15 protein-coding genes are annotated in these 13,982 nt (G+C 64.1%); 5 read left to right on the top strand and 10 right to left on the bottom strand.

The genetic code is table 11. The annotated features are described in order from the left end of the window. Positions 1 to 6: 6 nt before the first annotated feature. The 3 genes from NT151_06885 to NT151_06875 form a co-directional block, all read right to left on the bottom strand. On the bottom strand, positions 7 to 1,380 hold the full coding sequence (locus NT151_06885; GenBank protein MCX6538640.1) for an efflux RND transporter periplasmic adaptor subunit: 1,374 nt from the start codon (positions 1,378 to 1,380) through the stop codon (positions 7 to 9). A gap of 899 nt (positions 1,381 to 2,279) precedes the next feature. Further along, on the bottom strand, positions 2,280 to 2,708 hold the full coding sequence (locus NT151_06880; protein ID MCX6538639.1) for a type II toxin-antitoxin system VapC family toxin: 429 nt from the start codon (positions 2,706 to 2,708) through the stop codon (positions 2,280 to 2,282). Further along, entirely contained in the window at positions 2,705 to 2,932 is a 228-nt protein-coding gene (locus NT151_06875) for a hypothetical protein (GenBank protein MCX6538638.1), read from the bottom strand. Before NT151_06875 ends, NT151_06880 begins: the two co-directional genes overlap by 4 nt. Before the next feature lie 354 nt (positions 2,933 to 3,286). Here NT151_06875 and NT151_06870 point away from each other — a divergent pair, with 354 nt between their 5' ends. Further along, positions 3,287 to 3,607: a hypothetical protein gene (locus NT151_06870; protein MCX6538637.1), complete on the top strand. Its 321-nt coding sequence runs from the start codon at positions 3,287 to 3,289 to the stop codon at positions 3,605 to 3,607. Positions 3,608 to 3,712: 105 nt separating this feature from the next. Here NT151_06870 and NT151_06865 read toward each other — a convergent pair whose 3' ends face one another. Further along, the gene (locus NT151_06865) at positions 3,713 to 4,843 is read right to left on the bottom strand and encodes an ATP-binding protein (protein ID MCX6538636.1); all 1,131 of its coding nucleotides are present in this window, start codon (positions 4,841 to 4,843) and stop codon (positions 3,713 to 3,715) included. A gap of 216 nt (positions 4,844 to 5,059) precedes the next feature. Here NT151_06865 and NT151_06860 point away from each other — a divergent pair, with 216 nt between their 5' ends. Beyond that, positions 5,060 to 6,847, top strand: coding sequence for a hypothetical protein (locus NT151_06860; GenBank protein MCX6538635.1), 1,788 nt, complete (start codon positions 5,060 to 5,062; stop codon positions 6,845 to 6,847). 95 nt (positions 6,848 to 6,942) lie between these two features. Next, complete coding sequence (locus NT151_06855) at positions 6,943 to 7,446, top strand: hypothetical protein (protein ID MCX6538634.1); 504 nt, start codon at positions 6,943 to 6,945, stop codon at positions 7,444 to 7,446. A 263-nt stretch (positions 7,447 to 7,709) separates the two neighbouring features. Here the strand turns inward: NT151_06855 and NT151_06850 are convergent, their stop codons facing one another. Continuing rightward, on the bottom strand, positions 7,710 to 8,759 hold the full coding sequence (locus tag NT151_06850) for an NAD(P)-dependent alcohol dehydrogenase (GenBank protein ID MCX6538633.1): 1,050 nt from the start codon (positions 8,757 to 8,759) through the stop codon (positions 7,710 to 7,712). Between the two features lie 467 nt (positions 8,760 to 9,226). Between NT151_06850 and NT151_06845 the strand changes: the two genes are divergently transcribed. Together NT151_06845 and NT151_06840 are read left to right on the top strand one after the other, a co-directional pair. After that, a complete protein-coding gene (locus tag NT151_06845; protein ID MCX6538632.1) occupies positions 9,227 to 10,276 on the top strand; it encodes a DUF977 family protein in 1,050 nt (349 codons plus the stop codon). 213 nt (positions 10,277 to 10,489) lie between these two features. Continuing rightward, positions 10,490 to 11,788: a M20/M25/M40 family metallo-hydrolase gene (locus NT151_06840; protein MCX6538631.1), complete on the top strand. Its 1,299-nt coding sequence runs from the start codon at positions 10,490 to 10,492 to the stop codon at positions 11,786 to 11,788. On the opposite strand, the gene NT151_06835 is transcribed toward NT151_06840, so the two are convergent. From NT151_06835 to NT151_06815, 5 genes are all read right to left on the bottom strand, one after another. Further along, a complete protein-coding gene (locus NT151_06835) occupies positions 11,732 to 12,397 on the bottom strand; it encodes a carboxypeptidase-like regulatory domain-containing protein (GenBank protein ID MCX6538630.1) in 666 nt (221 codons plus the stop codon). The genes NT151_06840 and NT151_06835 overlap by 57 nt on opposite strands. A gap of 194 nt (positions 12,398 to 12,591) precedes the next feature. Next, positions 12,592 to 13,008 (bottom strand): putative toxin-antitoxin system toxin component, PIN family, encoded by a 417-nt coding sequence (locus tag NT151_06830; protein MCX6538629.1) that lies wholly within the window; start codon positions 13,006 to 13,008, stop codon positions 12,592 to 12,594. Next, positions 13,005 to 13,223 (bottom strand): ribbon-helix-helix protein, CopG family, encoded by a 219-nt coding sequence (locus tag NT151_06825; protein MCX6538628.1) that lies wholly within the window; start codon positions 13,221 to 13,223, stop codon positions 13,005 to 13,007. Before NT151_06825 ends, NT151_06830 begins: the two co-directional genes overlap by 4 nt. Before the next feature lie 83 nt (positions 13,224 to 13,306). Beyond that, positions 13,307 to 13,735 carry a PIN domain-containing protein gene (locus tag NT151_06820; protein ID MCX6538627.1) on the bottom strand — a complete coding sequence of 143 codons (429 nt, stop codon included), beginning with the start codon at positions 13,733 to 13,735 and terminating at the stop codon, positions 13,307 to 13,309. After that, positions 13,732 to 13,959, bottom strand: a complete 228-nt coding sequence (locus NT151_06815; GenBank protein ID MCX6538626.1) for a hypothetical protein — start codon at positions 13,957 to 13,959, stop codon at positions 13,732 to 13,734. Before NT151_06815 ends, NT151_06820 begins: the two co-directional genes overlap by 4 nt. Positions 13,960 to 13,982 lie beyond the last annotated feature (23 nt).

Genomic DNA, 13,982 nt, shown 5'->3' with positions numbered 1-13,982 from the left:
GCCGCCCTATTGAGCGCCCTGCCGGCCTGTTCCACTCCGCCCATCGCTTCCTCGGCCGCGACCACCCCGCCCGCCCCGGCCACGGCCGCTCCGACCTCCGCTCGCGCCCGCCCCGGCCGCGCCAACGCCATCCGAGCTCTGCACGCGTGTCCCTTGCTCAAGACGAAGCTGGCCCTCCGTTACGATCGTCTCGCCGACGGATACCCCCTTGCCGACGACGACCACTTCGCCCATCCGCTGGGCGACGGTGATGGGGCGCTGTTCCACGGTGGCGTCACGCGTGACGACGAAGACAAACTGACCGTTCTGGCCGGTCTGAACGGCCTGGCTCGGAATGACCGTCGCGTTCATGAGCGTTGTGAGCCGCAGGCTCACGCGAGTGAACTGACCAGGCCACAGCCGGAGATCGTGGTTGGGAAACGTCGCCTTGAGCTTGATCGTATCGGTCGTCTGATCGACTGCGTTGTCAACAAACGTCAGGCGTCCCTCGATCGGCTGGCCGCCGACTTCAGGCGTTGTCGCCATGACCATCAGCTGGTCGGCGCCGGCGTGACCCTTGATAGTTGGCAGGTGCACGGCCGGGACCGCAAACGTGACATACACCGGCTGCAGCTGGGAAACCGTCACGAGCTCGGTGGAGTTGGCGGTGACGAGGTTGCCGGGCCTGACGGTGTTGCTGCCGGTTCGGCCATCGATTGTCGCGCGGATGTCCGTATAGCTGAGCAGGACCTTGGCGTTGTCGACCACCGACTGCTGCACGGCGAGCTGCGCCTTCGCGCTTTCGAACGCCGCCTTGTCGGCTTTGATTGTCCCGAGCGTTGCGTCGGCTGCAGCACGAGACTGGTCACCGGCGTCCTTCGACAGAAGGCCTCTGGCGACCAACTGCGCCTGGCGTTCGGCCGCGATCTGCTGATATTCCGCGTTGGCGCCGTCACGAGCGATCTGCGCTTCTGCCTGGTTGAGCAGCGCCTGATCCCGGACGAATGTGGCCTCGGCCTGCTTCAGGGCCGCCTCGAGCGGCCGGGGGTCGATCGTGAAAAGCCGGTCGCCCTTCTTCACCACGTCGCCGTCTTGGAAGAAAGCCCTCTGCAGCTGGCCGGTAACCTGCGAGCGGACAGAAACGGTGGTGTAGGCCTCGACGTTCCCGACCGCGGCGATGTCGACCGGCACGTTCTTCTGAGAGACCTTGGCGGTAACGACCGGTTGCGGAGCACCGCCACCACCGCGGCCCCCACGTCCACCGCGACCGCCGCTCCCTGTGCTTTGGGCCGGGGTTCCGTTGCAGCCGATCGCCAGCAGCGAAACCGCCAGAAACGCGAGACAAGGGAGGCCGAACCGACGAGCGACGCTCACATCCTCGAGAACGTGCGGAGGAATCATGAACACAGATGGGCTCCAAGCAATCCGATGGACAGTTGTGGCGGGGTAAAGGCTCGCGAATTCGAGTGCGAGCCGTTGGAACGATCTATGCCGCGGTCGGGCGAATCGAGGGAGGGGGCCGCGGAGACAGCCGTCAGCCTCAACGACGCGATTCGTCGTAACGGCCGCACCCACGCGCTCCTCACCCGCGATCTCCACCCAAAACGCAACCCCCTGACTATGGAACCTACGACCCGCGACGCCTGATAGTTTACCTGACGCCGGACGACAGGCCGGATTAGCGGGGCGCGGCTCACCAGGTACACAGAAGACCCCTCAGACGACGCTGCCCGCGCCCCCCCGATCGGCTCTGCGCCCAAGGTCCACAGGTCCCTGCACCGGCTCACGACGGGCGACGGCGGACAAGGCGCGTGGCCGAGGGAACCATACCGACAGCGGCACGTGGCTCCGCGTGGCTCTCCTTGCACAAGCCGGTAGGGACGCTCTCCGGCCCGCTGTCCCAACGCCGGTTGAGATGTCAACGGGATAGCCGCCCTGGTCCTGGCATTCACGAAATCCGTGAAAGCGAGAGAATCTCCAGCCCGGGCGTGATGTCTCTGAGCGCGGCTCCCAGCGTGTGCGAATATGTGCGAATAAAGTCGTCACGGGCGCACGCTTGAGATCACGTGTGATCAGGATCCGTCAATACAGTCCGCGTCTGATCATGTGTGCATACCTATTTCGCCAGCTTGAGGGGCTGGCACTCGCAAGAGTGTGGGGGTTCGCTTCCGACGCCGAAGCTCGAAGAGCGGAGGCGCGAAGGTGGACCCCCTCTTCATTCTCTGAACCGGATCAATCCGGCAATTCCGTTCGGTACGCCAGCGCTGCGGCCCGGTTGCTGCCGGAGGCACACCCCGAGCCTACTTCTCGTCGGGAAGTTCGGTGAATGGATTCAGCACCTTCAATCCCGGCCGGCGGAAGTCCTGGTCGTTTCCGGTCACGATCGTCAATCCGTGCCGGCGGGCCGTGGCCGCGATGTAGCTGTCCTCCACGGGCATGCGATGGCTGGCTTTTGCGAGCAGGTACTCTTGTTCCGCCCAGACGTGCGCCACCGACACGTTGAACCCGTGGATGCGGCCCTGCATCGCGTCAACCAGCCGCGTGAGCCACGCCTGTAACTGTTCCCGTTGACGTCCCTGTTTCGTGCGGACCCAATAGGCCAGTTGCGCGATGACGATGGCGCTTGTGTAGCACCGGTCCTTCTCACGCTGCAGCCACGCGATCACCTTACGATCGCCGTGACGCTTGGCTGGTTGTGAGAGGACGTCAGTGTCGAGCAACCAGCTCACAGCTTTCTTCTCCGAGCGGGCTCACGGCGGCGCACGGGCAGGTCGTCCATGCTGACGGGGCATTCCGTGAGGATGGTGAACCAATCCCCGTGTGCGGGAAGTCGGCGAAAGACAATCGCGTCTTCCTCAGGGTCAAAGCGGGCGTCGAAGTACTCGCCCGGCACAGCCGGGGCCAGCGAGGTGGGAACAGTGAGTCGGCGTTTCGCATCCAGTGTCACGATCATGGTGGGATTATCCCACCCGGCATCATCGTCGTCAATGACCCAACCCGCGCGGACCGTGGGAGCGCGAGGGGCCCTCCTCCGGCAAGGTCACCTTCGGGCCTGACCCGCGGCGCTGAACAGCTCTCAAGCGCCGCCGGGTCCGGGCCGTTGGGCCGCGGCCTTGCTGCGCTCACGGCTGCCGGCATGGAGCCGTGAGCCAAGATCCCGCGTCGCTTCCGCCACGATCGGGGCGGTGAGCATCTCGGCCCCACACCACGCCCCCACCACTTGACTCGCGTCGTTCGACGATGGCATCGTCGTCACATGCTCGCAAAAAGGAGGTGTTGCATGACGCACCTGTAGGAGGACATGTCGATGCGCATCAAGATTGAGGGCAGCACCGCACGCCCGGGCGAGCCGTCTCTGTGCCTCAGTTGTCGGCACTCGATCGTCGCGAAGGGCGTTCGCCTTCGGGACGAAATCGTGGAGTGCGGCATGCTGACGTCCGGCCATAACCGGATCACCTTCGCCGTTAACTTCTGCACCGATCACGTCAGCAGGCAGCACGCATCCATCCGCGAAATGGAAGACATCGCCTGGATCCTGAGAACCGATGCGAGAAGGCGCCAGGTCGGATTCGTCCAGCCCAAGGACTTGACGCCCAAAGAGCGGTACGTTCTGCCGGAAGACGACTGAACGACTGCGCCGGCTGAATCAGAGTCGAGATGGACGGGCCTTTCCAGCGTCTCGACGCCACCGTCACATCGGGCCATCGATCCGGCTGGAGCGATGCCGTGTCGCCTACGCGTGCAGCTCGGTCGGCGTGCAGACGCGCACGTCCAGTCTCCCGAACTGCCTGGTGTAGGTCGGATCGCCAGACGGCGTGACGAGGTAGTTCCGGCCGTTCGGGTAGTACCCGCGAAACACGCGGAGCGCCGCGACGTCGAACGCGGCCGGGTCCCACTTGCACTCGACGACATCCACGGCATTCCGCCGATGCGCGAGCACGAAGTCGAGCTCGCGTTGGGCCTTGTCCCGCCAATAGAGAACGGGCGTCTGTGGAAAGTGCGCCTGCAGATGTTCGAGTACGAGATGCTCCCAGAGGACGCCGAGGTCGTCGCGCCGGAGCGGGTCCCACCCGCGCGCGAAGCTCACCATCCCGGTGTCGAACCCGTAGACCTTGGGCTGCTTGGCCAGCTCATTCTGCCCGCCGCCGTGGAATGGGCGGACCACCGACGCCGCGTGCGTGATTTCCAGCGCGCGCAGATGGCTCTCGACGGTGGGCCGCGTGATGCCGAGATCCCTCGCGGCCGACGTCACTTCGAACTGGCCGCCGCTCTGACGCAGGACGTATTCGAAAAAGGCGTTGAACCGATTGATGTCCCGGAACCCGAAGAGGCGCTGGATGTCGCGCGCGAAGAACGAGTCCAGCCACTCCCGGTAGAACGCCGGAGTCTTGGCGTCGGCGAGCAGCGCCGACGGCAGACCGCCGCGAAAGAGCCGATCGTTCAGGGTCACGCCGAAGGCTGGAAGTTCCTCCAACAGGACAGGGAGCATGTGGATCGTCCGCTTTCGCCCCGTCAACGTGTCGCGGAACTTCTTGCTGGCGGCGAGCGTCGATGAACCCGTCGCCAGGATCTTCAGCTTCGGAAACGCGTCGGCTCCGATCTTCAGCACGCGGGCCGGGTCCCGCAGTTGGTGGATCTCGTCAAAGACCACCACGGGCTTGCCGACGGAGCGGAAGAAGACCTGGGGGTCGCGGACCATGTCTTCCGTCGTTGGCAGGTCACAGTTCACATAGAGCGTTCGCTTGGAGCCGAGGCTTTGGGCGAGCGTCGTTTTCCCACAGCGACGAACCCCGCAGAGCCAGGCAATCGGGGCGTCGCGCCATGCCTGCTCGAGGCGATGCTGCCAGAACGGACGCTGGACCATGCTCTCGTAGTATACATAAAACGCTACCACATGTATATCACGATAGCACTACCACAATCCGCCGCGAGCGGCCAGAAGCACAGCAGCGAGCGGCCGATCCTTCGTCGCGTTGCGGATCGAGACGTTGGTCGTCGCGACCTTTGCGACCGTTCTGTTGCTGACGGTCCTGCTCGTGGCGCGTCTGATCGTCCGCCGAGCGGGCGGTCGCCGGCCTCGATGGCGCCAGCGCCTCGTCGCGCTCGCGCGCCCGTCATCGCCTTCGCGGCGGCGGGGCTGCTGCTTGCGGGCGCGGCGTTTGTCGCAGGACGATACGTCGCGCCGGCGGGACGCTCGTCCGGCGGGCCAACGGTCGTCTCGTTTCAGCAGGTCACCGACAGCCCCGGCGTCGAGACGCAGCCGACGATCTCGCCGGATGGACGCACCGTCGTCTATGCGGCTGGCGCGTCGGGTAGTTCTCACATCTACAGCGTGCACGTGGGCGGTCGCAATGCCGTCGGGCTGACTGCGGATTCTCGCTTCAACGACTCGCAGCCGGCTTTCTCTCCCGAGGGCGAGCGAATCGCGTTTCGGTCCGAGCGGGACCCCGGCGGTATCTTCGTGATGAGCGCGACAGGTGAATCGGTGAAGCGGATCACCGACTTCGGGTACCACCCGGCGTGGTCGCCAGACGGTCGGGAAATCGCGGTCAGCCACGGGACCTTTTTTTCGCCGACCGATCGCGCCACCAGGGCCGACGGGCTCTCGGCGGTCGATGTTGCGACCAGAGTCCGGCGCGTCGTCGTCGGCGTCGGTGACGCGATGCAGCCGAACTGGTCACCGCATGGGACGCGGATCGCCTATTGGGGACTGCGCGCCGGCGGACAGCGCGACCTCTGGACGGTCGCCGCCGACGGCTCGGAGGCGGCCACCGGCGGGGTGTCCGTCACCGATGATCCCGCCGTCGACTGGAGTCCGACGTGGTCACCGGACGGAACGTTCCTGTATTTCTCCAGCACTCGCGGCGGCCCCATGAACCTGTGGCGCGTGCCGATAGACGAGGCGAGCGGACGCACGCGCGGCGCCGCCGAGCCGCTGACGACGCCGTCGAACTGGAGCGGTTACTACTCGATCTCCCGCGACGGCACGAAGCTCGCCTATGCGAGTCTCGACTGGCGCTCGACCCTGCTTAAGGTCGCTTTCGATCCGGCGCGCGAAGCGGTCGTCGGCCCCGCCGTGTCCGTGCTCAAGGGCACCCGTACGATTCGCGATCATGAGGTGTCGCCCGACGTTCAGTCGGTCGTGTTCACGGAAATTGGCGCGCAGGAAGACGTGATCGTCGCGAGAATCGACGGCACGCACTACACCCGGCTCACCGATGACGCGTTCCGCAACCGCTCGCCGGTGTGGTCGAGTAATGGGCAGCGCATCCTCTTTTACTCCGATCGCTCCGGGTCCTATCAAATGTGGACCGTTCGGCCCGACAGCACCGAGCTGACGCTGATCCCGACGCCGCGGATCGCTGTCAGCATTCCGGCGTGGGCGCGGGATGGCCGGGTGGCGTTCTCGGAACTCCCGAAGGCGGGTACGCCAGGAGGCTGGTACATCCTGCGTCCGGGCGAGTCTGGCGGAACGCTGGAACTGCAGCCGCCGATCGATGCCACGAACTTCTTCTGGCCGCTGGCGTGGTCGCCCGACGGCACGCGCCTCGCCGGCGGCATCCAGGGCCCGTCGGGTATGCGCCTCGGTGTACTCACGCTGGCCTCGCGGCAGTATGTGACGCAACCGGGCAGCGCGAACTGGCTGGCAATGGCCTGGCTGAGCGACGGCCATCGTCTGATCGTCCGCGACGGTCGCGGCATCTGGATTGTGTATCCGGACACTCAGGTCTGGCGCCAGCTCATTACCGTGGGCGGGTACGTCGGTGGCCGAAGCGTCGGCCTGTCGCGCGACGACAAGTGGATTACGTACACGGAGACCGGCACCGAGGGTGATATCTGGATCGCGACGTTAAAGAAAGAGAAGTAGTCCGATTTCCTCCGCTCACACGCTGAGACTGGGGTAGACTCGCCCATCCGTCACAACTCACTATAAACCTCGGCACCAGAGACAGAGAGGGATCCATGCAGGCAAGAATCCGGCAGACGTGTCTTTTCGCGGTCGTCGCACTTGGGTTGGTTGTCGTGCTCGCAGGCACGACGTTCGCTCAGTCCAGCAGTCCAACAAATATTGGCACCTGGAAGCTGAACGTCGCGAAGACGAAGGTCAGTCCTGGCACGGCAGCCGCATCAAAGAGTGCCGCCTTCACAGTCGAGGCCGCGGGCGCAGGCGCCAAGGTTTCGGTTGATTCGGTGGCTGCCGACGACACAGTGAAGCACTGGGCATACAGCGCGAACTACGACGGGAAGGACTACCCCATCACGGGCAACAGCCCGTACGGCGAAGTCGTGGCTATCACGCGTGTCGACGCAAATACGACGAGAAACATCTACAAGAAGGGTGGGAAGGTCACCATCACTCAGAACGCTGTCGTGTCCAGCGATGGGAAGACGATGACCATCACGGCCACTGGCACGAATGCCCAGGGACAAACCGTCAACGCTGTGGCGGTCTACGACAAGCAGTAGGCAACGCGCTGGGAGACGGTGCGCTGTTCGCGGTCGGCGCGGAGTGCGAACGTGCGGCTTTCCTCTTCGGTGATGCCTCCGCAACAGCGGTGCGTTGCGGCTGGTCTACTTCTTCAACCGCAAGACGACTGCGTCCTTGTTTCCAGCGACGGCGGCTTGAACGTCCGTCGTCGTCGCTGGGCTCGCCACGCGGCTACTCTCGCGTCGAGCTCGGAACCGGCTCGGAACACCCGGTCGAGTTGCTTCACCCTGATTCGATCCCGCTAGCGCAACGACGCGAGGTCGATCACGAAACGGTATTTCACGTCGCTCTTGAGTATGCGTTCGTAAGCGATGTTGATGTCCTGCATCGGGATCACTTCGACGTCCGATGTCATGCCGTGTTCGGCGCAGAAGTCGAGCATCTCCTGGGTCTCGCGGATGCCGCCGATCAGCGAGCCCGCGATCTGCCGTCGCCGGAAGATCAGGTTGAAGACGGCCGGAGACGGATGCGGGTGAGCCGGTGCGCCCACCAGACACAGCGTCGCGTCACGCTTGAGGAGCGCGGTGAGCGCGTCCAGGTCATGCGGGGCAGCGACCGTGTCCAGGATGAAGTCCAAACTGCCGGCGTGGCGCTTCATCTCGTCGGGGTTCGTTGAAATCACGACGTCGTCGGCACCGAGCCGGCGTGCATCGGCCGCCTTGCCGGGAGAGGTCGTGAACAGCACGACGTGGGCTCCGAACGCGTGCCCGAACTTCAGGCCCATGTGACCAAGCCCGCCGAGCCCGACGATCCCGACCTTCTTCCCGCTGTCCACTCCCCAGTGGCGCAAGGGTGAGTAGGTGGTAATCCCCGCGCAGAGGAGCGGTGCCACGCCGGGAAGGCTCAACGTGTCCGGAACACGCAACACGAAACGTTCGTCGACGACAATGCGCTTCGAGTAGCCTCCGTAGGTCATCGTCCTGGTGTGCTTGTCGGCGCTGTTGTAGGTGAGCGTCAAGCCACCCTGGCAGTATTGTTCCAGGCCCTCGATGCAGTCCGAGCAGATGCCGCAGGAATCGACCATGCAGCCCACGCCCACCAGATCGCCGGCCGCGAAGCGCGTCACGCCGCTGCCCACGCGGCTGACCCGGCCGACGATTTCGTGACCAGGGACCACAGGATAGACGGTGTTCATCCACTCGTTGCGCGCCGTGTGCAAGTCTGAATGGCAGACTCCGCAGTACTGAATCTCGATCTCCACATCGCTCGATCCAGGTTCGCGGCGTTCGAAAGACAATGATTCAAGCGGCGTCGTCGCGCTCTGCGCCGCATATCCGATCGTCCTGTTCATCATGGATACCTCGCGTTGTCGTTGCCATGTCCACCGATGTTCCGGCAGAGACTCATTCTGACTGACATCGCTGACGACGCGCAACGTCGCCCATCGTCGCGAGCCGTTCGTGGCCACAACCGGATCACCTTCTCCGTTACCTTCTGCACCGAGCACGTCAGCCGGCAGCATGCATCCATTCGCGAGATGGAAGACATCGCCTGGATTCTGAGAACGGATGCAAGAAGGCGCCAAGTCGGATTCGTTCAGCCCAAGGATCTGACCCCCAAAGAGCGTTACGTTCTGCCGTCCGACGACTGAGCGACCGCGCCGGTGTGTGTCCCAGCGGCCCTGCTCGGCACCGACATGAGCAGCGGCGTGAATCCGGAGTGTGTGGTACGGACGGATCACGGACGCCGAGTGGGTGTAATTGGGTGTCTTTGTGGATACGGGCCTAAATGGGTGTAATTGGGTGTAATATTGGTTTCGTGATCCGGTCTGACACCATCCAAATCACGCAGGAGATTCTGGCCTTGATCGCCAGGATCGACGAATTCAAGGGCGCTTGGCGTGCTCTGGGCACACTTGCGCCCGATCGGTTGTCGGCCCTGCGCCGGGTTGCCACCATCGAGAGCATCGGTTCATCCACGCGGATCGAGGGGAGCAAGCTCTCCGACCGGGACGTGGAGCGCCTCCTATCGAATCTGCTGATCACGCCCTTCGCAACCCGCGACGAGCAGGAGGTGGCCGGTTACGCCGAGTTGATGGATCTGGTGTTCAGCTCGTGGCAGGACATTCCCGTCACTGAGAACCACATCAAGCAGTTGCACCAGATCCTGCTCCGCCACAGCGAGAAGGACACTTGGCATCGTGGCAACTACAAAACGAACGCCAACAGCGTTGCTGCCTTTGACGAGAACGGCGCCCAGATCGGCATCGTGTTCCAGACCGCCACGCCTTTTGACACGCCGCGGCTGATGACAGAAATGGTCACCTGGGTTCAGGAGGAACGCGATGCAGGACGTCTGCATCCCCTGCTGATCATCGCCCTGTGCGTCGTTGTGTTTCTTGAAATCCACCCGTTTCAGGATGGCAACGGTCGGCTCTCCCGGGTGCTCACCACGCTGCTGCTCCTGCAAGCGGGCTATGCCTATGTCCCGTACAGCTCCCTGGAGAGCGTGATCGAGCACAACAAGGAAGCCTACTACCTGGCCCTGCGGCTCACCCAGGCGACGATCCGTACCGACGCCCCGAACTGGCAGCCGTGGCTGGAGTTCTTCTTGTTCTCTCTGGCTGAACAGGTGCGACGGTTGGAGAAGAAGGTCGAGCGCGAGAAACTGGTGCTGGCGTCGCTGCCTGAACTCTCGTTGCGGATCGTGGAAGTTGCACGCGAGCACGGTCGTGTGACGATGGGCGCGGCCATCCGCCTGACAGGCGCAGGTCGCAACACCCTGAAACAGCACTTCCGAGCGCTGGTCGATCGTGGAAGCCTGAACCAGCACGGCAGCGGGCGTGGTGTCTGGTACGAACTCCGGTGATTTGCTGGCGGCGTGGCACCCGGTGCATTTCCGCGTGTGGGAATCTGCAGCCGCAGGTGTGATGCCGTTGGGCGACGTCGCGGTCGGGTTTCGGTGACACGTGTCAGGCGATTTCTTCACCGGAGCTGACGTGGACGTTCTACTGTGAGAAGCTGATTCGAGATGGATGTTGTGCGAGCGTCCGGTACGCCAGACACCCGCAAAGGAGTTGTTGTGACCATCCGCCGTTCCCTCGTCTTCGTCGGCCTGTTGATGAGCGTGCATCTCTCAGCCAGCGAACTCACGTCGGCCGAGCAGCAGGTTCTCAAGTTTATCGACCAGCGCCGTGAAGCCGCCGTCGACCTGCTCGCGCGTTGCGTCAACATCCCGAGCGCCACCGAGAATCACGAGGGTGTGAAACGGGTTGGCGAATTGTACGCCGCGGAACTGGCGTCTCTCGGCTTCGAGACGACGTGGGTTGACCAGAAGGAGGTTGGGCGTGCGGGCCATCTGGTCGCGGAGCACCGGGGAACGAAGGGTACGCGGGTTCTGCTGATTGGCCATCTCGACACCGTGCTGCAGGGCGAGGCGTTCCGACGCGATGGCCGGCGTGGCTATGGCAGCGGCTCGTCCGACATGAAGTCCGGCAACGTCATCATCGTCGAAGCGCTTCGTGCGCTTCACGCTGCCGGGCGCCTCACCGATCGCCAGGTCATCGTGGTGCTCACCGGCGACGAGGAGGACACGGGCAGGCCGTACGAGTCGAGCCGGTCGGCGCTTGTCGAGGCAGCGAAACGCAGCGACGTCGCGTTGGCCTTCGAGGGGTACGAACCCGGAACGGCGGTCGTGGGCCGCCGCGGATTCAGCTCGTGGCGGCTCGAGGTCGCAGGGTCTCAGGGGCACTCGTCCACGATTTTCGGCGATGACCGCGGCAGCGGCGCGATCTTCGAAGCCGCGCGCATCCTCCAGGCTTTTCACGCCGAACTCCGGGAGCCGTATCTCACCTATAACCCGAGCGTGGTCATCGGGGGCACCGAGGTCAAGTACGACTCGGCAACCTTCACCGGCACGGCGACCGGCAAGACCAACGTGGTGCCCCGCTCGGTGATCGTCGAGGGCGACATGCGCTTCCTGTCGCGCGAGCAGTTGGAGCGGGCCCGCGGAAAGATGCGGGCAATTGTCGCGGCGAATCTGCCGAAGACGTCGGCGAGCATCACGTTCGAAGATGGCATGCCGTCGATGGAGCCGACCGACGGCAATCGCGCGCTGCTCGCGACGCTCGATCAGGTGTCGCGCGATCTCGGCACGGGCCCCATCACCGCGCACGATCCGTCCAAGCGCGGCGCGGGCGACATCTCGTTTGTGGCCACGCTGCTTTCGGGACTCGATGGCCTCGGCGGGCTGGGCGCCCAGGAGCACGCCCCGGGCGAATACACGGACCTTGAAGAGATGGCGGCGATCACGAAGCGCGCAGCACTACTGCTCAATCGAGTCCTGTGGGCGCCACGGCCCGCTATGCGCCAGGAACGATGACACGAGCGCGCTCACTTCCATGCCGTTGACCACCACGGTGACGCCACCGTTGCCAAGCGAGCCAGCATCAAGGAATCGCGACACCGTCGCGACCACATCCTGATCGAACACCGGCAGGCTCTCGAGCAAGTTCTTGTCGACGGTGACCGCATCGGAATTCGTCGCGGCGCTCGTGCTCACCTCACGCGCCTGATTGCTAACCGTGACTTCCTGCTTGACGTTCGCCAGCGGCAGCATGATGCGAACCTTTGAAGGCGCCCGAGAGCCAACGGTCACTTGCGCGATGGTCGGCTGGAATCCTTCGAAGCTGACCCGGATCTCGTACCGACCCGGCACCACACCCTCGAACCGAAACGTGCCGGCCGCGTCGGTGGTCGTGGTCTGCACCGCGGCGTTCGAGGTCGTGGTCAGCGTGACCTGTGCGCGAGGCAGCACGGCGCCCGTCGCATCCACGGCGGTACCGGCGACAACCTGCCCACTCGTACGCTGCCGCGCCGATACCCCGAGCACGGCCACGAGGACGAGAGTCAGCGTGATGAGCGCGCGGGTTCGTGAGGGGCCTGCCGTACGCCTCAGCGGCCGCCTACGATTGGCTGGTGTTCTCTTCAATGGCGCCTGCATAAGTTACCTGAGCCCTTGTGTCACCGTGTCGAGTTTTAGAATCTGTGTGATGTTCCGAAGCCCCCCTTCCGCACCATCCTCCGTCGCCCGGATGCGATCCAGGGGCTATGGCGGATGTCCGCCGAAGGGCGAAGGCAGACTTCCAAGCCACCGACGCCCTCGCGAGCTTCCGACAGGCGTCATCAGCGCTTTACCTTCGCACCCGGCTGCAGCCACTCCCAGAACTGTCTCGGCGACAAGACCGGAACCGGGCCGGTGTCACCGAGGACCAGCAGGTCGCCGTCGCCAGAGACGATAACATCCGCGCGGCCGGCCAACGCGGACGCAACAACCCACTCATCTGACAAGTCCCGCAACCGAACCGGGCCAGGCCTCTTGGGTTTTGGAATCACGTCGTGCTCGCGCAGGAAGGCCTCGATCTCCGCAACCAGGGGCCGCGGAACCTTGAACTGCTTCTGCAACACGCGGCGCAGTTCGTCGAGCACAACCTCCGGCACGACCAGTTTGTGGTCGGACAGCACCACTCGGAGCACGTCGGCACACAGGCCTCGAGTGGCGAATGCGCTGGCCAGGACGTTTGTGTCGAGCAGGATCCTCACGAGATGTCTCGCACCACGTCATCGTCTACCAGGTAGCCTCGCGCTTCGGCGAATGGCATCACGCGGCGCCGCAGGTCTTCGTACCTCGACAGAGCCAATTGCCTGCGCAGCGCGTCACGGATGACCGCGCTGCGAGTGCGGCCAGACCGCTCGCAGACCCGGTCGAGACTGCGTTCGAGTTCCTTGTCCAATCGGATGGTAAGTGTTCCAGGCATGTAAGACAGTGTAGCACGTGGGCCGAGGTTGCGCGCGATACAACTCAGGCGAAGACAATCGGAGGCTCGATTCTGTCGCGTGCCTACTCCAGATCCGCGAGCTCGGTGAATGGATTCAGCACCTTCAGCCCCGGCCGACGGAAGTCCTGGTCGTTTCCTGTGACGATCGTCAAGCCATAGCGGTGGGCCGTCGCCGCGATGTAGCTGTCCTCCACAGGCATGCGATGGCCGGCTTTTGCGAGCAGGTACTCTTGTTCCGCCCAGACGTGCGCCACCGACACGTTGAACCCGTGGATGCGGCCCTGCATCGCCTCGACCAACCGCGTGAGCCACGCCTGTAACTGTTCCCGTTGACGTCCCTGTTTCGTGCGAACCCAGTAAGCCAGTTGCGCGATCACCACGGCGCTTGTGTAGCACCGGTCTTTCTCACGCTCAAGCCACGCGACGACTTTGCGATCGCCGTGATGCTTGGCTGGTTGTGAAAGGACGTCTGTGTCGAGCAGCCAGCTCACAGTTTTCTCCTCCGAGCGGGTTCACGGCGACGCGCGGGCAGGTCGTCCATACTGACGGGGCATTCGGTGAGGATCGTGAACCAATCCCCACGTGCGGGAAGCCGGCGGAAGACAATCGCATCTTCCTCAGGGTCGAAGCGGGCGTCGAAGTACTCGCCCGGCGCAGCCGGGGCCAGCGAGGTGGGGACTGTGAGTCGGCGTTTCGCGTCCAGTGTCACGATCATGGTGGGATTATCCCACCACACGC

The organism is Acidobacteriota bacterium, from assembly GCA_026393675.1.
Classification (GTDB): Bacteria; Acidobacteriota; Vicinamibacteria; order Vicinamibacterales; family JAKQTR01; genus JBAXOX01.
Note: the sequence above shows the minus strand (reverse complement) of the source record. Positions and strands in the feature narration are given on the sequence as shown.